The sequence below is a fragment of the Dactylosporangium sp. NPDC051541 genome (genome assembly GCF_044454505.1).
Lineage (GTDB): Bacteria > Actinomycetota > Actinomycetes > Mycobacteriales > Micromonosporaceae > Dactylosporangium.
Genome location: NZ_JBITDU010000016.1, coordinates 31385 through 53044, shown reverse-complemented (window position 1 = coordinate 53044; position 21660 = coordinate 31385). Strand labels below are relative to the sequence as shown.

General features: G+C 73.8%; 22 protein-coding genes. 11 read left to right on the top strand and 11 right to left on the bottom strand.

Features of this window, described 5'->3' with window-relative positions; translation table 11 throughout:
- Positions 1-40: 40 nt before the first annotated feature.
- Positions 41-1183, top strand: coding sequence for a DUF5925 domain-containing protein (locus ACIA8L_RS45260; protein ID WP_395914737.1), 1143 nt, complete (start codon positions 41-43; stop codon positions 1181-1183).
- A 40-nt stretch (positions 1184-1223) separates the two neighbouring features.
- Here the strand turns inward: ACIA8L_RS45260 and ACIA8L_RS45255 are convergent, their stop codons facing one another.
- The 3 genes from ACIA8L_RS45255 to ACIA8L_RS45245 form a co-directional block, all read right to left on the bottom strand.
- On the bottom strand, positions 1224-2936 hold the full coding sequence (locus ACIA8L_RS45255) for a diguanylate cyclase domain-containing protein (protein WP_395914735.1): 1713 nt from the start codon (positions 2934-2936) through the stop codon (positions 1224-1226).
- A 171-nt stretch (positions 2937-3107) separates the two neighbouring features.
- On the bottom strand, positions 3108-3758 hold the full coding sequence (locus ACIA8L_RS45250) for a response regulator (RefSeq protein ID WP_395914733.1): 651 nt from the start codon (positions 3756-3758) through the stop codon (positions 3108-3110).
- Complete coding sequence (locus ACIA8L_RS45245; protein WP_395914731.1) at positions 3755-4858, bottom strand: sensor histidine kinase; 1104 nt, start codon at positions 4856-4858, stop codon at positions 3755-3757. Before ACIA8L_RS45245 ends, ACIA8L_RS45250 begins: the two co-directional genes overlap by 4 nt.
- A 142-nt stretch (positions 4859-5000) precedes the next feature.
- Between ACIA8L_RS45245 and ACIA8L_RS45240 the strand changes: the two genes are divergently transcribed.
- Together ACIA8L_RS45240 and ACIA8L_RS45235 are read left to right on the top strand one after the other, a co-directional pair.
- Positions 5001-5612 (top strand): CDP-alcohol phosphatidyltransferase family protein, encoded by a 612-nt coding sequence (locus ACIA8L_RS45240; protein WP_395914729.1) that lies wholly within the window; start codon positions 5001-5003, stop codon positions 5610-5612.
- A complete protein-coding gene (locus tag ACIA8L_RS45235) occupies positions 5609-6082 on the top strand; it encodes a hypothetical protein (RefSeq protein WP_395914727.1) in 474 nt (157 codons plus the stop codon). The genes ACIA8L_RS45240 and ACIA8L_RS45235 overlap by 4 nt, the downstream gene beginning before the upstream one ends.
- Before the next feature lie 59 nt (positions 6083-6141).
- Here ACIA8L_RS45235 and ACIA8L_RS45230 read toward each other — a convergent pair whose 3' ends face one another.
- Entirely contained in the window at positions 6142-6900 is a 759-nt protein-coding gene (locus ACIA8L_RS45230) for an ABC transporter permease (protein WP_395914725.1), read from the bottom strand.
- On the bottom strand, positions 6897-7802 hold the full coding sequence (locus ACIA8L_RS45225) for an ABC transporter ATP-binding protein (protein WP_395914723.1): 906 nt from the start codon (positions 7800-7802) through the stop codon (positions 6897-6899). The genes ACIA8L_RS45230 and ACIA8L_RS45225 overlap by 4 nt, the downstream gene beginning before the upstream one ends.
- Before the next feature lie 70 nt (positions 7803-7872).
- On the opposite strand from ACIA8L_RS45225, the gene ACIA8L_RS45220 reads away from it, so the two are divergent.
- The gene (locus ACIA8L_RS45220) at positions 7873-8553 is read left to right on the top strand and encodes a TetR/AcrR family transcriptional regulator (RefSeq protein WP_395914721.1); all 681 of its coding nucleotides are present in this window, start codon (positions 7873-7875) and stop codon (positions 8551-8553) included.
- Between the two features lie 91 nt (positions 8554-8644).
- On the opposite strand, the gene ACIA8L_RS45215 is transcribed toward ACIA8L_RS45220, so the two are convergent.
- A complete protein-coding gene (locus ACIA8L_RS45215) occupies positions 8645-9136 on the bottom strand; it encodes an RICIN domain-containing protein (RefSeq protein WP_395914720.1) in 492 nt (163 codons plus the stop codon).
- Positions 9137-9175: 39 nt separating this feature from the next.
- Here ACIA8L_RS45215 and ACIA8L_RS45210 point away from each other — a divergent pair, with 39 nt between their 5' ends.
- Both ACIA8L_RS45210 and ACIA8L_RS45205 read left to right on the top strand, forming a co-directional pair.
- Complete coding sequence (locus ACIA8L_RS45210; RefSeq protein ID WP_395914718.1) at positions 9176-10585, top strand: M36 family metallopeptidase; 1410 nt, start codon at positions 9176-9178, stop codon at positions 10583-10585.
- A 61-nt stretch (positions 10586-10646) separates the two neighbouring features.
- Positions 10647-11279, top strand: a complete 633-nt coding sequence (locus tag ACIA8L_RS45205) for a class I SAM-dependent methyltransferase (RefSeq protein WP_395914717.1) — start codon at positions 10647-10649, stop codon at positions 11277-11279.
- Here the strand turns inward: ACIA8L_RS45205 and ACIA8L_RS45200 are convergent.
- Positions 11261-11935, bottom strand: a complete 675-nt coding sequence (locus tag ACIA8L_RS45200; RefSeq protein WP_395914715.1) for a helix-turn-helix domain-containing protein — start codon at positions 11933-11935, stop codon at positions 11261-11263. The two genes, ACIA8L_RS45205 and ACIA8L_RS45200, sit on opposite strands and share 19 nt — an antisense overlap.
- Positions 11936-11971: 36 nt before the next feature.
- Here ACIA8L_RS45200 and ACIA8L_RS45195 point away from each other — a divergent pair, with 36 nt between their 5' ends.
- Positions 11972-12511, top strand: coding sequence for a DUF488 family protein (locus ACIA8L_RS45195; RefSeq protein ID WP_395914713.1), 540 nt, complete (start codon positions 11972-11974; stop codon positions 12509-12511).
- A 4-nt stretch (positions 12512-12515) separates the two neighbouring features.
- Here ACIA8L_RS45195 and ACIA8L_RS45190 read toward each other — a convergent pair whose 3' ends face one another.
- Positions 12516-13448, bottom strand: a complete 933-nt coding sequence (locus ACIA8L_RS45190; protein WP_395914711.1) for an AraC family transcriptional regulator — start codon at positions 13446-13448, stop codon at positions 12516-12518.
- A gap of 82 nt (positions 13449-13530) precedes the next feature.
- Between ACIA8L_RS45190 and ACIA8L_RS45185 the strand changes: the two genes are divergently transcribed.
- Positions 13531-14331, top strand: a complete 801-nt coding sequence (locus ACIA8L_RS45185) for an NAD(P)H-binding protein (RefSeq protein WP_395914709.1) — start codon at positions 13531-13533, stop codon at positions 14329-14331.
- 1 nt (position 14332) lies between these two features.
- On the opposite strand, the gene ACIA8L_RS45180 is transcribed toward ACIA8L_RS45185, so the two are convergent.
- A complete protein-coding gene (locus tag ACIA8L_RS45180) occupies positions 14333-15481 on the bottom strand; it encodes a hypothetical protein (protein WP_395914707.1) in 1149 nt (382 codons plus the stop codon).
- Positions 15474-15989 (bottom strand): SigE family RNA polymerase sigma factor, encoded by a 516-nt coding sequence (locus ACIA8L_RS45175; protein ID WP_395914705.1) that lies wholly within the window; start codon positions 15987-15989, stop codon positions 15474-15476. The genes ACIA8L_RS45180 and ACIA8L_RS45175 overlap by 8 nt, the downstream gene beginning before the upstream one ends.
- A 181-nt stretch (positions 15990-16170) precedes the next feature.
- On the opposite strand from ACIA8L_RS45175, the gene rox reads away from it, so the two are divergent.
- Positions 16171-17598, top strand: a complete 1428-nt coding sequence (gene rox, locus ACIA8L_RS45170; protein WP_395914703.1) for a rifampin monooxygenase — start codon at positions 16171-16173, stop codon at positions 17596-17598.
- A 15-nt stretch (positions 17599-17613) separates the two neighbouring features.
- Here the strand turns inward: rox and ACIA8L_RS45165 are convergent, their stop codons facing one another.
- The gene (locus ACIA8L_RS45165) at positions 17614-19038 is read right to left on the bottom strand and encodes a hypothetical protein (protein ID WP_395914701.1); all 1425 of its coding nucleotides are present in this window, start codon (positions 19036-19038) and stop codon (positions 17614-17616) included.
- Between the two features lie 575 nt (positions 19039-19613).
- On the opposite strand from ACIA8L_RS45165, the gene ACIA8L_RS45160 reads away from it, so the two are divergent.
- Positions 19614-20102, top strand: coding sequence for a SigE family RNA polymerase sigma factor (locus tag ACIA8L_RS45160; protein ID WP_395914699.1), 489 nt, complete (start codon positions 19614-19616; stop codon positions 20100-20102).
- The gene (locus ACIA8L_RS45155) at positions 20102-21217 is read left to right on the top strand and encodes a hypothetical protein (RefSeq protein WP_395914697.1); all 1116 of its coding nucleotides are present in this window, start codon (positions 20102-20104) and stop codon (positions 21215-21217) included. The genes ACIA8L_RS45160 and ACIA8L_RS45155 overlap by 1 nt, the downstream gene beginning before the upstream one ends.
- Positions 21218-21660: the final 443 nt, after the last annotated feature.

Sequence of the window (21660 nt, the reverse complement as noted above, 5' to 3'; positions counted from 1 at the left end):
ATCGGTGTACCGCAACAGCTTCGGTGGCGATCATTGATCTGTGCGTACTCCACGTCAGTTCCCGCTGCCGCTCGGCGCCCCCGGCACCGCGCCGGAGACGCTGCTGCCCATTGTCGTCACGGTCGACGACGCCGACTCCCCGCGCGACGTCATCGACGCCCTGGCGCTGACCTCGTTCGTCACCGGCGTCCAGCCGCACGCGGCCACCAAGGACCTCACCAACGTCCGCGACGACGCGACCCTCCTCCCGCCGGGAGTGGTGGTGCTGCGCAAGACCATCAACGAGACCGAGCGGGCCAGCCTGGCCGCCGGCGACGGCTGGACCCTGCGCGCGGTGCACTGGCCGCGCAACAAGACCGCCACGGTGTCGGTCACCGCGACCAGCGCGGAGCTCGGCGACGAGATCATCGCGGCGGCGATCGACGGGATGACCGAAGAGCCGCCGCCGCTGGAGCAGGCCGTCTCGATGGGCTTCTGGTATGCCTCGGTGAACGGCCCGCAGCGCAACCCGCGGCCCATCACCGCCGGTCCGTGGTCCGAGATCCGGGACAACTACGCCCGCAGCGCCACGACGCAGTTCGACCGGCTGGTCGGGGTCGACCGCGGCTCGGTGCGCGGCCGGCTCCTGCTGCTGCACGGGCCGCCGGGCACCGGCAAGACCACGGTGCTGCGCGCGTTGGCCCACGAGTGGCAGGACTGGTGCCAGTTCGACTGCGTGCTCGACCCGGACGCGCTGTTCAGCAACCCGGCCTACCTCATGGAGGTCGCGCTCAACCGGGCCGGCGACTGTTCGTGCCCGGACAAGCGGCACGAAAAGTGGCGGCTGCTCCTGCTCGAGGACTGCGACGAACTGATCCGCGGCGAGGCCAAGCAGCACACCGGGCAGGCGCTGTCGCGGCTGCTCAACCTGACCGACGGTCTGCTCGGCCAAGGCCGGAAGGTCCTGGTGGCGATCACCACCAACGAGGATCTCGCCCGGCTGCACCCGGCTGTCGTCCGGCCCGGCCGCTGCCTGGCGCAGATCGAGGTACCGGCGCTGCCGTTCGGCGAGGCGGCGGGCTGGTTGGGCACGTCGGCCGGCATCCCCGCCGACGGTGCGACCCTCGCCGAGTTGTACGCACTGCGGGACGGCTTCGACACGACGATCGAGCGCGAACCGGTCCTCAGCGGCCAATACCTGTAACCGCGTCGGACGACGTCGCGGATGAGGACGTCGGGGCGGCTCAGGCCGTCTCGACGCGGTTGCGTCCGTTGCGCTTCGCCCGGTAGAGCTGAGCGTCGGCGCGACCCAGCAGGGCGCCGTGATCGTCGCCGCACTGGTGCCCGGCCAGCCCGAAGCTCGCCGTGACGTGCAGCCCCGGCGCGAGCCGGCCCCAGTCGAACGCGGCCACCCGGGCCCGCAGCGCCTCGCAGGCGTCGGCGGCCTGCCGGGCGTCGACGCCGGCCAGGGCCAGCAGGAACTCCTCGCCACCCAGGCGGGCCACCGTCGCGCCGGGGAACTCGTCGGCCAGTCCGTCGCGCAGCAGGCCGGCCATCCGCCGCAGCACCTCGTCGCCCAGCGGGTGCCCGTACCGGTCGTTGACGCCCTTGAACCGGTCGACGTCGATGATCGCCAGCCACAGCCCCGGCTGCTCCGGGTCGCCGCCGGCCGTCGCGACCAGCTCCGGCAGCCGCAGCTCGATCCAGCGGCGGTTGGGCAGGCCGGTGAGGTCGTCCTCGTGCGCGTACCGGTCCAGCTGCTGTGCCTGCTGTTGCAGCGCCTGCTTGTCCTCCTCCAGCTCCCGGCTGCGCACCCGGTGCAGCTCCGCCTCGAGCCGCGCGTTCTCCGTCTCCAGGCGCGCGTTGTCCAGTTCGAAGTGGTGGGTCATCAGCCGGGCCCGGACCGCCGCCACGTCGCTGCGGGCCTGCCGTTCCAGCAGGTGGTACCGCCGGAAGTGCAGCAGCGCCAGGCGGTGGTCGCCGGTCTGCTCGTAGGCCTCGCACAACTGCTCGTGCGCGGCCATCGCGTCGGGTGTCTGACCGGTCTCCTCGGCGCGGCGCAGCACCTGCGTCAGCCCCCGGACCGCCTCGGTCAGCTCGCCGCGCAGCCGGTGCACGCTGGCGCGATGCCGCCACGCCGAGTACTGCAGTCCGCGGTACCCGTGCGTCGCGGCCAGGTCCAGCGCCTCGTCGATCGCGCCGAACGCCTCGGGGTAGCGCCCGGCGTGCCCCAGCAGCATTCCGAGGTTGTCCAGGCAGATCGCCATGCGGTACGGATGCTCGGCGGCCCGCGCGAGCCGCAGGCCCTGGGCGCCCCGCTCGAGCGCGGCGGTGAGGGCGGCCCGCGCGTCGGCCTCCCGCCCGGCGGCCCGCAGTGCCGGCACCAGCCCGGTGGCGTTGTCGGCCAGATTGTTGAGAATGCAGAACTCGGCCTCGATGTCCCGCTTGTCGCCCAGCTCAAGGGCGTGCACGAGGTGCACGTCGGCTTGTTCGTAGTCGCCCATGCAACTGTGGACCACGCCGATGCGGTTGTGCACCCAGTACAGCAGGCTCTGCTCACCGACGCGCAGCGCGATCTCGCGCGCCTGGCCCAGCCCTTCCAGCGCCTCGTCGAAGAGGCCGAGCTCGCTGAGGGCCATCCCGAGGGCCGTCAGCTCCAGACAGGTACCCCGGTCGTCCCCGGTCCGCTCGAACTCCACCAAGGCGTCGCGGGAGGCGACGATCGACGCCTCGTGCTCGCCCAGCCGCAGGAGCTGGTTCGCCAGGCAGTGCAGCGCGCGGGCCCGATCGGCCGCGGCGCCGACCGTCCCGGCGAGCGCGACCGCCCGCCGCGCATGCGCCGCGCCGGTCCGGTAGTCGCCGGCCAGCCTGGCCCGCTCGGCCAGCTCCAGCGACTCGTCCAGGAGCGTCGGCCCGTCGTCGAGGCCGTTGGACGACGCCACCCCAACCAGTGCCACGGCTCTGCCCTCCACCGCCCGAGGCGGGCTGCGTCCCAACCCGTGGCGGCCTCATCGTCGCGGCCCGCCACAACCTGAGCCGGAGACCCGAGCCGCAACCGCACCGGAACCGGACGGGGACCCAGCCGCACCGTGCGGCCCGGCTGACCCGGGGCCGGCCGGCGGCCGCCTTCATCGCGACGGGAGACCGGCCTGGATGGCCAGGATCGCGGCGCGGACGCGGTCGCGGCTGCCGGTCTTGGCCAGCACGTTGGCGACGTGGGTCTTGACCGTGCTCATGGACAGATGCAGCTGGCGCGCGATCTCGTCGTTGTTCAGGCCGGCGCCGATCAGGCTCAGCACGTCCGTCTCGCGGGCGGTCAGCTGATATCCGGTGATATCGGCGCGGGTGGCCGGGTCGGTGGCCCGGACCCGTTCGAGTACGGCCCCGGTGACCTCGGCCGAGAGGATCGCCTCGCCGGCCGCGACGGTGCGCACGGCGGCGATCAGGTCGCGGGCGCTGGCGCGTTTGAGGAGGAACCCGCGGGCGCCGGCCGCGATGGCGTCCAGGACGTAGGCGTCGTCGTCGAAGGTGGTGACGATGATGACGGCCGGGGCGTGCGGGACCGCGGCCAGTTCCCGGGTGGCCCGCAGACCGTCGAGCACCGGCATGCGGATGTCGACGAGGGCGATGTCGATGTGGGCGTCGCGGCGGACGGCGTCGAGCAGCGCTCGTCCGTCGGCGACGTCGGCGGCGACGTCGATGTCGGGCTGGGAGCGCAGGATCTGGCTGAAGCCGTCGCGGATCAGCTGCTGGTCGTCGGCGATCGCGACCCGGATCATGATCGTGTCACCGGCAGGACGGCCTCCAGGACCGTGCCGCCGCCGGGCCGGGGACGCAGGTGCCAGCGGCCGCCGAGCGCGTCGACGCGCTCGCCGATGCCGAGCAGTCCGGAGCCGCGGGTGACGGTCGTGGGCGGGCCGGTGCCGTTGTCGCTGACCCGCAGCTCGGCCCGGTCGCCGGTGCGGATCAGCTCCACCCAGGCGGCGGTGGCGTGCGCGTGGCGGGCGATGTTCGTCATGGCCTCCTGCGCGATGCGGTACACCGCGAGCCGGCCCAGCTCGTCGAGGCCCGGCTCGGCGTCGATATGGACCCACACGGTCACCCCCTGCCGGCGCAGCGGCTCGGCCAGCAGCTCGTCGATGTCGGACAGCCGCGGCGGTGCGCTCACCGCCAGCCGCGCCCCCGGGTCGCGCAGGTGCACGACGAGCGTGTCGAGCTCGCGCAGCGCGGTCCGGCCGTTCTCGGCGATCGCCCGCAGCGCGGCCGCCGGGTCGGGGCCCAACTGCCCGGCCTCGGCCTGCACGACCATGGCGGTGACGTGATGGCCGACGACGTCGTGCAGCTCGCGGGCCAGGCCGGTGCGCTGCTCCAGCCAGGCGGCCTGGTCGCGCAGCACGGCCGCCTCGCGGGTGAGGGCACTGCCGTGCGACCAGGCGCGCAGCAGGGCGGCGAGGACGTAGCCGGCGGCCGCGAACAGGAACGGCTGCGCGTAGACCCCGTGCTGGTGCAGTACCGATGCGGCGAGGGCGCCCGCGGCCCCCACCAGGCCGGCCGCGACGCCGAGCCACGGGCGCCGGGCCGGGTCCTCGCACGTCGAGACGAAGACGAAGCCGGCCGCCGCCAGGCCCAGCTGGACCGACTCGCCGGTGCTCACGACCGCGGTGAACCCGGCGCAGGCGGCCAGGACCGGCGCCCGGTACTCCTTCGGCAGTACGACGGCGATGAGGGCGGCCGGCAGCACCAGCCACACCCAGCCCGTCGGCACGAGCACGTTCTCGTCGACGGTCGTCACGATCACCGTGACGATCAGTCCCGTTGCGACGTACGCGGCCCGCCGCACACCGTCAGCGCCGCGGACCCATCGCGCGATTGCTGTCACCACCCGCACAGTCTCGATGATCCGCCGCCCGGCAGCCAGGTACCGGGGTACCGGGCGATCCGGTACCCGGGTGCCGGGCCCTCAGCGGCGGCGGTACCCGGGCCGGTTCCGCCCGGACCGGCCGAACCGGGACGCTGCGGGCATGACGCTGATCAACGCCCGGGCCGGCACCCGAACCGCGGCTGTGCTGCCGGTCGGACCCCTGCTGACCGTCCCCAACGGCATCACCCTCGCCCGGACGCTCGCCGCCGTCACGGTCGGCGTCGTCGCGGTCGCGGCGGGATCCCTGACGCTGACCGCGGTGGCGTACGCCATCTACTGGATCGGCGACATGCTCGACGGTGCCGTGGCCCGGTGGCTGGGCCAGGAGACCCGGGCCGGCGCCGTCTTCGACATCATCGGTGACCGGGCCTGCACGGCGGTGCTCTGCACGGGCCTGGTCGCCCTGGTCCCCGGCGTCGCGCCGGTCGCCGTCGTGTTCCTGCCCTCGTTCATGGTGCTCGACACGATGCTGTCGCTGGCGTTCCTGTGCTGGCCGGTGCTCGGCCCGAACGACTTCCACCGGGTCGACCGGCGGATCTGGCGGCTGAACTGGTCGCCGGCGGCGAAGGCGGTGAACACCGCCGGGGTCGTCGCCGCGGTGGCCCTCGGGCAGTACACCGTGGCGCTCGTGGTCGCCGTGATGGTGGTGGCGGTCAAGGTGTGGTCGGCCGTGGCGATCGGCCGCCGGCTGGGCCGGGACGGCCGGGCGTGAACCTCGTCGTCGAGGCGCTGGCCGGGCTGGGCTACGGTGTGGCCTCCGCCCTCGTCCCGATCGTCAACGCCGAGGCGTACGCGGTCCTGGCCGGACACCGCGGCGGCGCGGCCGCGATCGCCGTCGTGGCCCTCGCGGCCGGGCAGACCACCGGCAAGCTGCTGCTGTTCGAAGCGTCCCGGCGCGGTACCGGCCGGCTCTCGACGCTCCGGCGACGGCACGACCGTCCGGGGCGCACGGCGTCCCGCGCCGCCCGCTGGGCCGAACCGGTCCGGCGCTGGCTCGCCCGCCGCCGCACCGGACTGCCCACCGTCCTGCTGTCCGCCACGGTCGGGGTGCCGCCGCTGGCGCTGGTCAGCATCGCCGCCGGCCCCGCCGGCCGGCGGCACTGGGAGTTCGCCACCGCCTGCCTGATCGGGCGGGTGGTCCGCTTCGCCGCCCTGGCCCTGCCGGCCCTGCTCGCCCGCTGACGACGCGCGCCGACCGGGCCGCACGCACGCCGAATCCTGCAGCAGTTCCCCGGGAACGGTCAGACGTCGCGGCGGCGCAATACCAGCCGGCCGGCGACGCCGGTCAATGCGGTAGCGGCGGCGAGGATGGCCAGCCCGAGCGGCGCAGCGACCGCACCGGGCCGATCGACGACCGCGTACGCGGCCTGACCAGCGGTAATCGGCCAGTACTGGGCCAGCCGGCCGCCCAGGGCACCGGGCAGGGCGGGCATGAGCGCGGGCGCGAGCAGCAGCGCACCGACGAGGACGGCGAGACTCGTGGTGGACGAGCGGACGAGCGCGCCGACGGCCAGGCCCAGCAGGGCGATGCACGTCAGGTACAGCACCGCCCCGGCGAGCGCGCGGACGACACCGGGATCGCCGGGCCCCGCCGCGGGTTGCCCGGCGCCGCGCAGCAGCAGCCGCACGACGGTGAAGCTCGTCAGGGTGGCGACGAGCCCGGTGGCGAACGCGACCGCGGCCACCACGACGGCCTTGGCCGCGAGCAGGCGGGAACGGCCCGGCACGACGACCAGGCTGGCGCCGATCAGGCCGGTGCCGAACTCCGGCGTGATGCTCAGCGCGCCGAGCATGCCGACGATGAGCTGGGCCAGCAGCAACCCCTTCAGGCTGGCGGCGGTCGGGTCCCAGCCGGCTGGCAGGTCCGACGGTGAACCGGTGAGCACGTCGGACACTCCGAGCGCACCCAGAGCCACGGCGGTTACGACGGCGCTCAGGGCCGCGATCCAGGTGCTGCGGACGCTGCGGAGCTTGGTCCATTCGGAACGCAGGACGTTCATACGGCCTCCTGGTGTTCGGTCAGCCGGAGGAACACGTTCTCCAGCGACTCGCGGACGTTGGTGAGCTCGGCGAGGACGAGCCCCTCGGCGGCGGCGATCCGGCCGACGGCCGAGCTGTCCGCGCCGGTGACGGTCAGGGCCGCGTCGGGCCGGGTGGAGAAGCGGATGCCGGCCCGTTCGAGCGCCCGGGCCAGCTCCTGCGGCGACGCGGCGCGGACCGTGACCGTCTGCGTGGTGTTGTCGCGCACGAACCGCTCCAGCGGGCTGTCGGCGATGAGCCGGCCACCGGCGACGACGACCAGATGGTCCGCGGTCAGCTCCATCTCCGACATGAGATGGCTGGACAACAGCACGGTCCGCCCCTCGTGGGCCAGGCCGCGCAGCAGCGTGCGCATCCAGCGGATGCCCTCCGGGTCGAGCCCGTTGAGCGGCTCGTCAAGGACCAGCACGGCCGGGTCGCCGAGCAGGGCGGCCGCGATGCCCAGCCGCTGGTGCATGCCGAGCGAGAACTCGCCCGCCCGGCGGTTCGCGGCCCCGGCCAGCCCGACCAGGTCGAGCACCTCGCCGACCCGCCGCCGGTCCAGGCCGGCGGCCTGGGCGAAGGCCAGCAGATGGGCGGTCGCGGTGCGGTGCGGATGCACGGCTCGCGCGTCGAGCAGCGCCCCGACAGTCCGGGCCGGGTTGGGCAGTTCGCCGATGTGGTGTCCGCCGACGGTGATGGTGCCACTGGTCGGGCGGGCCAGGCCGAGCAGCATCCGCATGGTGGTGCTCTTGCCGGCGCCGTTGGGTCCGAGGAACCCGGTGACCACGCCCGGCCGCGCGGTGAACGTCAGCCCGTCCACGGCGGTGATGGGGCCGTAGCGCTTGGTCAGCCGCTGAGCCTTGATGTCGGTGACGGTCATGGCAGCCTTCCTCTGCTCGAAAAGTACACCGGTCAGTGTGAATTATGCTGGCTGAGCGTACGCTGTGAACGTGGTTCGACAGATCGCCCCGGTGCAGACGCCCGGCCGTCGCCGTCGCTCGGAGGACAAACGCAGCGCGATCCTCGACGCGGCCCTGCGGCTGTTCACCACCGACGGCTACGACCGCACGAGCGTCGACGCGATCGCCGCGCGCGCCGGCGTCTCGAAGCGGACGATCTACGACCACTTCATCGACAAGGAGACCGTCTTCGTGCGCGTGGCCGAACGGGTCACCGACGCGCTGACGGCCACCGTGCGGGCCGCGGTCGACGAGGAGCTCACGCCCGGGCGGGACCTGCGCGCGGCCCTGACCGCGTTCGCCGGCCGCATCGTCACGCGGGCGTTGCCGTCGCCGGACTACGCGACCCTGCGGCGCCTCATCGTGCAGCAACCCGGGGTACCCCGGCTGCCCACGCTGGTGCGGGACCGTCCGGAGCGGCTCCTCGAGCAGCGCTTCGCCGAGCTGGCCGCCGAGGGGGTACTGCGCCTGGGGGTACCGCCACTGGACGACCCGCTGCTGGCGGCGCGCCACTTCACCGCGCTGACCATCGGCATCGCGCTGGAAAGGGTCCTGGACCGGCCGGACGGGGCGGCGCCGGCCGCACCACAGCCCGAGCTCGAGGCGGTCATCGTGGCCGGCGTCGAGGCGTTCCTCCGCGCGTACGCCACCGCCCCGGCACCCGGCGAATAGCGATCCACCGGCGGCGGCGCCGCACCGCCACCGGTTCGACCCGCTCGCCTCGTGACCCCCGGCCGCCGCACCGGACGAGCGGATGCGGGTGCTACCGCTGGACGAGCCTGACCTGGGTGTTCTTGGCGGTCGGACTCTTGCCCCACAGGCTCACCGGGGCGTTGTTCGCGGTGGTCTGGTTGCCCTCCTGGTGGATGACCTTGTCGGTCGGGAACCAGGTTTCGAGGTAGTAGCCATTCGGGGCGGTCGTGCGTTTGAAGCGTTCGTTGTTGTACGCCTGGTTGCAGGTCCACTGGATGATCGGCCGGCCGTTGAGGTAGATGTTGCCGGAGACGTTGGCACACAGGCCGGTCGCGCGGTTGCGGATCAGGAAGTAGCTGTTGTCGGCAGCCCAGTCCAGATACCAGTGTGTGTTGTACGCGCCCGTGCAGGTGTATTGGGTGAGCTGGACGTTCAACGGGGTCGCGCCGGCCACGTCGAGGCACTTGCCGGAGTGGGCGAACACGATCTCGTAGGGGCCGGTCACCGTCGCGGCGGTGGCCGGGGTCTGCGGCCCTCGTCCGGGCCCTCGCAGTACATCCAAAAATGCAAATGGATCTTGGTGCGGGCCTAGCCTGACGGGATGTATCGACGTGTGGTTGGAGTGCTGGCCTCGGTGGCCGGTGGGGTGATGGTGGTCGCCGGGTCGGGGACGGCGGCTCAGGCGGCGCCCGCGGTGCCGAACGACCTGCGGCAGGTGCAGGTCCGGCAGTCGCTGCTGGGTTCGCACACCTGGTATCAGCAGCTCTATCACGGGCTGCCGGTGCTCGGCGGGTTCTACGCCACGCACACCGACTCGGCGAGCGGGGCGGTGACCGTGCAGGACGGGCGGCTCGACGTGCGCGGGCTCACGACCGAGACGCCCGGCGTCGCGGCCGATCATGCCCGGGCGTCGGTGGCCGGGCGCCACGGCGGGCAGGCGGGGCGGTCCGAGCTGGTCGTCGTGCCCGGGGCCGCCGCCAAACTGGCCTGGCTGGTCGTCACGCGGACCGGGCACGGGTCCGTGCAGACGGTGGTCGACGCCGGCAGCGGGGCCACGCTCAAGGAGCAGAACCTGGTCAAGGAGGCCACCGGGACCGGGACCGTGTTCGACCCCAATCCGGTCGTGGCCACGCAAAACGAGTCGCTCACCGACCGCGACGACGCCGACTACCCGGGGCTGCGGCGGGCCTACCGCCGCGTCGCGCTCACGCACCTCGACGGGCGGGGCACGACGCTGCAGGGGGCGTACGCGAACAACATCAGCACCGACCCGGTCCGCTCGGCCCGCGGCGACTTCAGCTTCAACCGCTCACAGCCCGGGTTCGAGCAGGTGATGGGGTATCACGGCATCACCTCGGCGCAGGAGTACATCCACGGCCTCGGCTTCCGCGACGTGAACAACGAGCCGCAGGACTACGCCACGACCGGGTTCACCGACGACAACTCGTTCTACGACCCGGACACCGACGGCATCACGTTCGGGACCGGGGGCGTCGACGACGCCGAGGACATCGAGGTCATCTGGCACGAATACGGCCACGCGATCCAGGACGACCAGGTCCCCGGCTTCGGCAACAGCGAAGTGGAGCTCGAGGCGGGCTCGATCGGCGAGGGCTTCGGCGACTACTGGGCGTTCACGATGTCGCAGGCGAACAGCCCGGACACGGCCCGGACGCCCCTCGCGTGCATCGCCGACTGGGACTCGACGTCCTACACCGACGACGTCCCGCACTGCCTGCGCCGCACCGACGGGACGAAGATGTACCCGGCCGACCTCGAGGGTGAGGTCCACGCCGACGGCGAGATCTGGTCGCGGGCGCTGTTCGACATCAACCACGCCCTCGGGCGCACGAAGGCCAACCGGGTGATCCTGGAGGCGCAGTTCGGCTTCGACCCCAACACCACGATGCCGGCCGCCGCCCGCGAGACCGTGCGGACCGCCCGCGCCCTCTACGGCCAGCAGGCCGCCAACCAGGTCCGGGCCGCCTTCCACGCCCGCGGCATCCTGTAGACACCGACCGGCAAGCGTTCCGTTCAAGACGGACGAGCGGCGGGCGGCCGAGACTGCGGGCATGAGCGACGACACCTTCACGCCCGCCCTCGGCCGCCTCGCCCCGACCCGTTTCTACGACGCCGTGGTGGCCCTCACCCGCGAGCAGCGGTGGCGCTCCCTCACGGCCCTGTACGTGAGCCCCCGGCCCGACGACGTGATCGTCGACGTGGGCTGCGGCACCGGCTCTCTCGCCCGGCTCCTGGCCGACGTCGAGCCGCGGGCGCGCATCATCGGCGTGGACCCGGACCCCGAAATCCTCGAACGGGCCCGGCCCAAGGCGCCCACCGTCAGCTTCGTCCAAGGCCGCGGCGACGCCCTCACCGACCTGGTCGGCGAGGCCTCCGCGGTCGTGTCGAGCCTGGTGCTGCACCAGTGTCCGGTGCCGATGAAGCGCTCGATCCTGGCGTCCATGGCGGCCGTCCTGCGCCCCGGCGGGCGGCTCGTCATCGCCGACTACGGCCGGCAGCGCACCGGCCTCATGCGGCTGGCGTTCCGCACGGTGCAGCTCGCGGACGGCAAGGAGGACACCCAGCCGAACGCGGACGGCGCGCTGCCGGGACTGATGGCCGAGGCCGGGTTCATCGGGGTTCGCGAGGCTGATGTGGTACCCACCGTGACCGGCTCTATCTCGGTTTATGTCGCGAGGCGTTGACCGCGCAGCACCGGCAGCACCACCGCTGGGGTGAGGCCCATCATGTCCCGCATGTCGCGGGTCAGGTGGGCCTGGTCGGCGAACCCGGCCGCCACCGCCGCGGCCGCCGGTGCCTGCCCGGCCCGCAACGCCTCGGCCGCCCGCCGCAGCCGGACCCACACCCGCCAGCGCGGCAGCGGCATCCCGACCTGCTCCCGCGCGAGGGCCCGCAGCCGCGGCGCCGACAGCCCGACGCTGGCGGCCAGTTCGGGCATCGACAGCTCCCGCTCCAGCAGCGTGTGCAGCGCCCGCGTGAGCCGCGGATCGAGCACCCCGGACGGCCGCAGGCTCGGCGGCCCGACGTCGTGTTCGCCGAGGTGGCGCAGTTCCGGAGCAAGGACAATGCCGCGGGGGTACTGCCGGCGAAGCCGATCCGCGAACACCGAGTGCGGCTCCACGAAGAACGTGAGCACGTCCGCGGCGGCCAGGAGCCGGTGCGCCACCATCGGCGCCACCACGATCGCGGCTCCTCGATGCTCGGCACCGTCACCGGAGACGGCCACGTCACCCCGGGCGGCGATGGCGATCTGGAACGCGGCGTGCCGATGCGGGGCACTGTCGCGCACCGGCCCGCGATACATCGCGTAGCCGTCGCCGATCGTGAACCCCGTGCCCATGCCTGCGATCCTGGCACCCGCGGTAGCGTGGGAGGCGTGCGGGTCTGCACCATCGGGCACGGGGCCAGGTCGATCGACGCGTTCCTGGCGATCCTCGCCGACGCGCGGGTCGACACCCTCGTCGACGTCCGCCGATACCCGGGTTCGCGCCGGCATCCGCAGTTCGGCCGGGACGAGCTCGCCGCGGCCGTCCGCGGGGCCGGGCGGGAGTATTCGTGGCCGGGTGAGGCGCTCGGCGGGCGGCGCCGCGAGCGGCCCGGCTCCCGGCACACGGCGCTGCGCAACGGCGCGTTCGTCGCCTACGCCGACCACATGGACACCCCCGAGTTCCGGGACGCGATCGGCGCGCTCCTGGCGGCGCCCGGACTGCACGCGGTGATGTGCGCGGAGACGCTGTGGTGGCACTGCCACCGGATGCTCATCGCCGACGCGCTCGTGCTGCGCGGCGCCGCCGTCGAGCATCTCCTGGAGCCCGGGACCCGCCAGCCGCACCGGCTCACCGGCGGCGTGCGGGCCGGCGCCGACGGCTGGCCGGTCTACGACGTCACCGAGCAGCCGACGCTCCCCGGCCTGTGAACGGTCACCCGGTCCGGCGCCACGACGACGGGCTGCGGCCGTGGGCGCGTTTGAAGGCGACGCTGAACGCGAACGCGTCGCCGTAGCCGACGTCCCGGGCCACCGTCGCCACCGGGTCGTCGGTGGCCCGGAGCCGGTCGGCGGCCAGGGTCATCCGCCAGGTCGTCAGGTAGGCCAGGGGTGGTTCGCCGACCCTGGCCGTGAACCGGGCGGCGAACGCGGCCCGGGACAGCCGCGCCTCGGCGGCCAGGGCGGCCACCGTCCACCGCCGGGCCGGGTCCGCGTGCAGCAGCTCCAGGGCGGCGCCGACGGCCGGGTCGGCGAGGGCCGTGTACCAGCCGGGTGCGGCCGCGTCCGGGCCCGCGCACCAGGCCCGCAGCGCCATCACCAGCAGCAGGTCGAGCAGCCGGGCCAGCACGGCGTCCTGGCCCGGGTCGTCGTGCCCGGCCTCGGTGGTGAGCAGGTCCAGGACGGGCCGGGTGCGCGGGCCGGCCGGGACGACCGCGAGGGGCGGCAGCATGGCCAGGAGCCGGTCGCCCACGCCCCCGCGCAGCTCGTAGGCGCCCCGCAGCATCGTCGTCGCGCCGGCGTCACCGTCGCCGTAGGTGCGCGGCGCGAAGCCCGGCCGGAGCGGGACCGGTTCGCCGGTCGCGGCCGAATACTTGCGGCCGGCCCGGATCACGTACCGCGGCGGGGTGCCGGGACGGTCCGCGACCGTGTGCGGGCCGCCGCCGGTGATGAGCGCGATGTCCCCCGGGGCCAGGGTGCGCGGCGGGGCGTCCGGGAGCGCGATCGCGGCCGGGCCGCCGAGCGCGGTCACGATGGTGAGGGGCGGGGTGTCGCCGTAGGTCATCGACCACGGCGGGCGCTGGATGAGCCGGCGCACGAGGGCGTCACCGGCGCGGGCGCGGTGCAGCAGGTCGCTGAGGACGTCCACCGCCCCACGCTAGACGATCGCAAAGGTTTCCTCGACCCCGGCCCATGGACCGTCCACGGCCGCGTGGCGTTGTCTTGGCCGTGTGGATGAACACTTGATTCTCGGGGGTACCGGCAAGACGGGCCGCCGCATCGCCGAGCGCCTGCGCGCCAGGAACGTCCCCACCCGCACGGCCGCCCGGCACGGCGCCGACGTCCGCCTCGATCTCGGGGAGCCCGCGACGTGGGACGCGGCGCTCGCCGGTGTCACGGCCGCGTACCTGGTCGAGCCGGACCTGCGCACCGTGCGCCTGCCCGCGTTCGTCGCGGCCGCGGCTTCGCGCGGGGTCGGGCGGCTCGTGCTGTTGTCGGCGCCCGGGGCGGTACACCCGCGGCATCCGCTCTTCGCCGTTGAGGCGGCCGTGCGGGACTCCGGGGCCGGGTGGACGATCCTGCGGCCGGGCTGGTTCGCGCAGAACTTCACCGAAACGGCGTGGCGGGACGAGCTGCGGGCCGGGGAGCTGGCGTTGCCGGCCGGGGACGGGCGGACGGCGTTCGTCGACGCGCGGGACATCGCCGACGTCGCCGTGGCCGCGCTGACCTCGGACCGGCTGCACGGGGCGGCGCTGGAGCTGACCGGGCCGCGGGCGCTGAGCTTCGGCGAGGCCGTGGAGCTGATCGCGGCCGCGACCGGGCGGGCGGCGCGGTTCGTGGACATCGACGCCGAGACGTACGTGACCCGGGCGGTCGCCGCCGGTGCGCCGCCCGCCGTGGCCCGGATCATGGCCGGGGTCTTCACCGCCCTGCGGGAAGGACAGGACCCCGGGCCGCAGGACGGTGTGCGGCAGGCCCTCGGGCGCCCGGCGCGGCCGTTCGAGGAGTACGTGGCCGGGCTGCGCGGCTGAGTCAGGTCGTCGCCGGCGGGATGGCCACCTGACCGGCCCGGCGGTCGCCGAGGTGCACGAACACGGTGCCGGCGACCCCCGCGGGGTCCGTGAGCCGCGGCACGTCGGCCGGGTTGACGAGGTAGTGCAGGACGACGGTCCTGGTCTCGGCGGCCGCGACCGTGCCCACGAGGCAGCGGTTGTAGGTGGTGTGGGACTCGTCGGCGAGGATGCAGTCGCCGCGCTCCGCGACCGGGCCGCCGGTGAGGGCCGGGATGCGCAGGTCGACGCCGGCGTGCGCGTCGCGGTCGAGGTTGCCGACGGCGATCGTCAGCGTGGCCGGGCGGACACCGTCGGGTCCGGGCCGGTCGAGGCGCAGGGCCGCGGTCACGGTGAGACCCGCGGCCCGCACGTCGAACGACACCGAGCCGCGGTCCTGGACGAAGGCCGATCCGTCCCAGCCGAATCCGCGCCACTGGTGCACCGCGTCCACAATGGACAACGGGTCGGCCGGGCGGTCGCTGTCGAAGCGGGCCCAGATCCGGCCGGACTCGTCGGCGCCGATGTCCGCAGCCGCCCGGAGTCCGCCGAGCGCGCGAACGCCCTCGGCCGTGCGGGTGAGGACGGCGGCCACGGTGCTCCGGCCGGGGTCGGCGCCGCCGCAGTGATACAGCGCGGCGGTCTCGGGCCGGCCGTCGTGGTCGACGTCCGCCCGGACGGTCCGCAGCAGCAGGACGGGGCCGCCGCTCTGCCCGGCGGAGAAGAGGGTGGGCCCCTCGGGGCAGAGTCCACTGTGGTCGGTCGCGGGCATCGGGACGGTACCGTCGCAGAGGTCCTGCACGCTGACCGGGCCCTCGACCGGCGGGCGGGAGCAGTCGGCGTTGACCGCGTCGATCGTCGGGGCGTCGGTCCCGGCCGGCGAGCTCGGGGCCGACGCGGAGACGGCCGGGATCGGCGGGGTGGCGTCACCGCGGTCGCGGGTGGCGAACGCGGCCACGGGGATGACGACGACGAGCACGGCGGCCGCGGCCGCGAGCGCGGTGCGCACGGTGCGGCGGCGGTGGACCCTCGCGCGGACGGGGGCGAGGCCGGCCGGTTTGACGTGCGGCGCGCGGGCCGCGGTGAGCTCGGCGAAGGCCGCGCCGAGCATCCGGTCGAGGTCGTCAGCCACGGTGGCCCTCCGGCTCGTCGGCGAGCTGGGCGGCCAGGGCGGTGCGCCCGCGGTGCAGCCACACGCGGACGGTCCCCTCGGCCGCGCCGAGCTGGGCGGCGATGTCCCGGACACTCAGGTCGGCCAGGTGGTGCAGGACGACGGCCGCGCGCTGCTGCTCCGGCAGTGCGGCCAGGGCGGCGGCGAGGACGACCCGGTCCGGGGTGGGGCCCTCGACGTGCTCGGCCCGCTGGCGGCGGAGGAACTCGGCCGCGGCCCGCGCCCGCCGCCACCGGCTCGTGGCGAGGTTCCAGGCGACCCGGCGGACCCAGGCCGCCGGGTCGTCATACCGGCGGATGCGCTCCCACCGGGGCAGCGCGCGGCAGAACGCCTCCTGGACCAGGTCCTGAGCCGAGGCCAGATCGCCGGTGTACGCCCACAGCTGCAACGTCAGCGCCCGCACATTGGCCGCGTAGAACGCCTCGATGTCCCGGCTCACCGGCGGCGAGTCCGCGGTCCGCGTCGTCACACCGTTCCTCCGTTGGCTGCGTCCGGCCCGACGCAGAGGCACACGCGCGAGGGGGTCCGGCGGTTACAGCAGGAGGGCAAGAAAAATGGCGAGGGACGATTTGTCAGCCCTTGCCATATTTAACGTATAGCAGACCCCACCTCTTGCCGCAAGACCCGGGTGCGGGCGCAGACTCGTGCTCGTGGTTGACGTGATCGTGGCCGGGGCCGGACCGACCGGGCTGATGCTCGCCGGGGAACTGCGGCTGCACGGGGTGGACGTGGTGGTACTCGACCGGGAGGCGGAGCCGACGCCGGTCGTACGGGCGCTCGGGCTGCACGCGCGCAGCATCGAGATCATGGACCAGCGGGGGCTCCTGGACCGGTTCCTGGAGCTGGGCCGCAAGCATCCGCTGCGGGGCTTCTTCGCCGCCATCGAGAAGCCGCCGCCGGCGGACCTGGACTCGGCGCACGCCTACGTCCTCGGCATCCCGCAGCCGCTCACGGTGCGGATCCTCACCGAGTGGGCGGTCGGGCTCGGGGCCGGGCTGCGGCGCTCGGCCGAAGTGGTCGCAGTGGCGCAGGACGACGACGGGGTGACGGTCGAGCTCGCGGGCGGGGAGCGGCTGCGGGCGCGGTACCTCGTCGGCTGCGACGGCGGCCGCAGCACCGTGCGCAAGCTGCTCGGCATCGGCTTCCCGGGCGAGCCGAGCCGGGTCGAGACGCTGCTCGGGGAGATGTCGGCGGACGAGGACCCGCAGACCGTCCGCGCGATCGTCGCCGAGGTGCGCAAGACCGAGAAGCGGTTCGGGCTGGGGCCGGTCGGCGACGGGGTGTACCGGGTTGTCGTCCCCGCCGCCGGTGTCGTCGGCGACCGGACAGTACCCCCGACGCTCGAGGATTTTCGGCAGCAGCTCAAGGCGACCGCCGGCACCGATTTCGGCGTGCACTCGCCCCGGTGGCTGTCGCGCTTCGGCGACGCGACCCGGCAGGCGGAGCGGTACCGCCGCGGCCGCGTCTTCCTCGCCGGTGATGCCGCGCACGTCCACCCGCCGACCGGCGGGCAGGGCCTCAACCTCGGCCTGCACGAGGCGTTCAACCTCGGCTGGAAGCTGGCCGCCACGGTCGCCGGGTGGGCGCCGGCCGGGCTGCTGGACACGTACGAGGCCGAGCGCCACCCGGTCGCCGCCGACGTGCTGGTCAACACCCGGGCCCAGATGGAGCTGCTGTCGACCGAGCCCGGCCCGCTCGCCGTGCGCCGCCTCCTCGCCGAGCTGATGGACTTCGACGACGTGAACCGGTACCTCATCGAGAAGGTCGTCGCCGTCGACGTCCGCTACGACCTCGGCGACCCGCACCCCCTCGTCGGCCGTCACCAGCGCGACATCCCGCTGAACGGCGGCCGCCTCTACCAGCGGCTGCACCGGGGCCGCGGCCTGCTCCTCGACCGGACCGGCCGGCTCTGCGTCACGGGCTGGGCCGACCGGGTGGACGTGGTCGCGGACGTCGACGCCAAACTTCCGGCTCCGGGGGTACTGCTACGGCCCGACGGTCACGTGGCCTGGCTCGGTGACGACCAGCGTGAGCTGCCGGGCCGGCTGCAGCAGTGGTTCGGCGCCCCGGCCGCCTAGGGTTGGTCCGGGGCCCTAGAACGGCACCTTCAGGGCCAGGATCCTGCGGTCCGTGGTGACGACGACCGCGACGCCGCCGGCGATGTCGGCGGTGGCGTCGAACCCGTAGTCGCTGTCGCCCATCGCCACGGCCTGGGTGTATCGCAGCGACTCGACGTCCAGCACCGACACCCCGCTCTTGAGGATGCCGGGGGCGTTCACCTCCAGGACCGCGTAGCGCCCGGACGCCGCGAGGGGCGTGACGCTGAGCTTGTCCTGCAGCAGGCGGGTCATGTCCCACGACGCCGGGTCGCGGATGATGGCCCCGGACACCACGTTGGAGGCGATCACACGCTTGTCCAAGGGGGTGAACTCGGTGGCGCCGAACTCGGACGCGCCGCCCTGGGCCTTCGGCGCCGTCGTCGAGTCGCCCATCGGCTTGCCGGTGGTCAGGTCGACCGGGCGCACCAGGTCCTTGTCGCTGCCCGCGGGGATGCTCAGGCACAGCGTCGTCGCGCCGCACATGCCGAAGTACAGCGCCTGCCCGGACACCCGCCACCGCTCGGTGAGGGTGGCCAGGTCGTAGGCCGCGGTGGTGCTGCCGAAGTTGCCGATGACCAGCCCGCCGGTCACCACCATCCACGTCCACCGCTCGATCTTCTTCTTGACCTTCAGCTGCCCGGTGGCCCCGTCGAGGACGTGGACGACGCCCCGGTTGTCGTTGAAGACGAGGGTGCCCGGGTCGGCGACGAGCGAGGTGCGCAGGTTCTGCTCGCCGCGCTCGCGCAGCTCCCCCGCGTGCCGATACGGGAACGCGCCCTTGTTCGGCCCGCCCGGCCAGCTGACGGACGCGGCGAGCAGCGCGGTGCCGGCGTCGTCGACCTGATAGGTCCAGGCCGCCTTCCCGGTCTTCAGGTCCTGCCGCTCGACCTTGGAGCTGCTGCGGCTGTCACCGTCGTAGGCGAGGATGATCGAGTTGTCGACGATCGCCGCGTAGGCCGTCTGGTCCTGCTTGCCCTCCCGCTTCGACAGCTGATGCCCGTCCCCCGTGGCCAGCGACAGCTGGGTCAGCAGCATCGGCGTCCGGCTCTTGTCGACGACGTCGACGAGCAGCACGTCACCGACGAGCGTCAGCCGCGCGTCATTGACCCGCGGGTCGAGGCCGAGCTGGACCTCCCAGTTGTGGCCGTCCGGTTTGACGGAGACGGCGGTCACCTTGGTGCCGACCGTCGGCTGATACGCCAGGTAGTAGAGGGTCGCACCGTCCGTGGCGACCCGGACGATCTCGGTGTCGCCGGGCAGCTTGACCGACTTGAGCTCGTCGAGCTTGCCGTCGGCCGCCGCCAGCCCGTCGAGGCGCAGGTAGTCGGCCTGCTGCGCCCGGTAGTAGAAGACGCCGCCGACGATGCCGCCGCAGCAGAGCAGCAGCATGAGCACGGTTCCGAGGACGGTCCACAGCACCCAGCGCCGGCGCTTCTTGGGCTGGGCACCGAACGGTGGTGCGCCGAACGGTGGTGCGCCGAACGCCGGCCCCGATGGCGGTGCACCGAAGGCTGGCCCGGATGGCGGTGCACCGAACGCTGGCCCGGATGGTGGAGCTGCGAACGGCGGCCCGGATGGCGGGGCTGCGAACGGTGCTGTGGGTGGGCCTGCGGGCGGCGGCCAGTCGTAGCCGGGCGGGGGCTGCTGTGGCGGCTGCGGCGTTCCGTAGCCGGGCGGCGGCTGCTGTGGTGGCGGCGGTGGCGTTCCGTAACTGGGCGGCGGCTGCTGTGGTGACTGTGGCGTTCCGTAGCTGGGCGGTGACTGCTGTGGCGGGCCGTAGCCGGGCTGTGACGGTTGCGGCGGGCCGTAGCCGGGCTGTGGCGGTTCGTAGTCAGGTTGCATCGATGTCCTCCCCCGTCGGTGCGGTCCGCATCGTACCGGCGGGGTTCGGACCTGCACCGAGGCGGGGCCGAGCGACGTGATCATCGATGCAACAGTTCGGGGGCGGGGTGCGTGCAGTTGGATGACAGTACCCATCTGCGGAGGGCAGCCGGTTGGACTTCGATGAATACGTGCGGCAGCGGGGGGCCGCGCTCGTGCGGCTCGGGCGGTTGCTGACCGGGGATCGGCAGCACGGGGAGGACCTCGCCCAGGAGGTGCTCGCGCGGGCCTTCGTCAAGTGGAAGCGGATCGCGGCCACCCAGAACCCCGACGCCTACCTGCGCCGGGCCCTGGTCAACGCGTCCATCTCCCGCTGGCGGCGGGTCTCCAGCCACGAGGTGCCGGTAGCCGTACCCGCCGACACGCGGTCCCTGGAGGACGTCGGGGCCACCGTCGCCGACCGCGACCTGGCCTGGCGCTTGATCAGCCGGCTGCCGGCCCGGCAGCGCGCCGCGGTCGTGCTGCGCTACTACGAGGACCTGGACGACACCGCGATCGCCGACCTGCTCGGCTGCACCCGCGAGACCGTCCGCAGCCAGGTCAAACGGGCCATGGACACGCTGCGGACCCGGATCAGCCCGGCCATGAACGGAGACAAGTGATGACCGACCTCGACCGGGTCGTGGCCGACTCCCTGGCCCGCGCCGCCGACGACGACGTGCACGTGGAGCGGCTCCTCGCCGGGGCCCGCGCCGACGGAACCCGCCGACGCCGGCGCCGGCTGCTGGTCATCGCCGGCTCGATGGCGTCCGTGACCGCCGCCGCCGGGTCCACGCTGGCGGTGGCCGCCTCGCTGCTGCCGTGGGCACCCCAGCAGCCGGCCGGCCCGCCACTCTCGGCCCCGACCTCCGCACCCACGCCGACCCCCGCGTCCGCCAACGGCTCCGCCCAGCCGACCGCGGCCGCCCCGGTGCTGCTGGAGCGGTTCCCGCCGATGCCGGTCGTCCCCGGCGCGGTCACCCCGGAGTCCGTCGGCGACCCGGGCGAGCTGCACATCGGCCTGGCCACACCACCGTTCCCGATCCGCACGGGCCAGTTCCACACGAGCCGCGACGGCGAGTGGATGATCCTGCAGGGCGCGACCAACGGCGGCCGGCAGGTCCGCGTCGACCTGGCCCGCACGACGAACGGGTTCGACCCCGTGCCCGGCGCGAAGCAGGACGTCACGGTGGCCGGGCGCCCCGGCCAGTTCGCCCGCGACGAACAGTTCGCCCGGTCCACGGTCCGCTGGCAGCTGACCAACGGCCTGTGGGCGCAAGCAACAGGCCCGTTCGACCAGCCCGGCCTCCTGGCGTTCGCCGACGGTGTCCGATTCGACCGCGCGTACCGCTGCTCGGCCCCGATCCGCCTGCCAGCCGCCCGAGCCGCCGGCGGCATCGTCGACAGCTGCTCGATGACGTTCCAGGAGAACTACGTCCTGTCGGCCGGCATCACGGTGCGCCTGGGCCAGTCCTACGCGGGTTTCAGCTTCGAACGCCAAGCTCTGGACGAGGACCGTTTCAAGGACGCGCTGGTCGGTGGGGTACCGGCCCGAATCGTCGAGGGCGCGGGCGACGGCGGCACGAAGACGCTGCAGATCGACCGGCAGTTTGGCCCGGGCGGCCTGTCGGTGATCGCCGAGGGCGGCTACGACGGCGCCGAGGTCCGCCACTTGGCCGCGGTAGCCGACTTCGTCACCATCGAACCCGGCAACTGGCCAGCCGACCCCCTGGCCTGACAACGCAGCAAGCCACCGCCAGCCGACACCCCAACCCGCCCATCACCGTCACCGTTACGAGCCACACGTCACCATCACGCACCGCCCGTCACCATCACGCACCGCACGTCACCATCACACGCCGCACGTCACCATCACGCACCGCCCGTCACTGTCCCGCGGCACCCGTCACCGTCACACACCGCACGTCACCATCACACGCTGCACGTCACCGTCACACACCGCACGTCACCGTCACGCAATGCACGTCACCGCTACACGCCGCATGTCACCGTCACGCAATGCACGTCACGGCTACACGCCGCATGTCACCGTCACGCAATGCACGTCACCGTCACGCGGCGCGGGTCACCGTCACGCGGCGCGGGTCACCGTCACGCGGCGCGGGTCACCGTCACGCGGCGCGGGTCACCGTCACGCGGCGCGGGTCACCGTCACGCGGC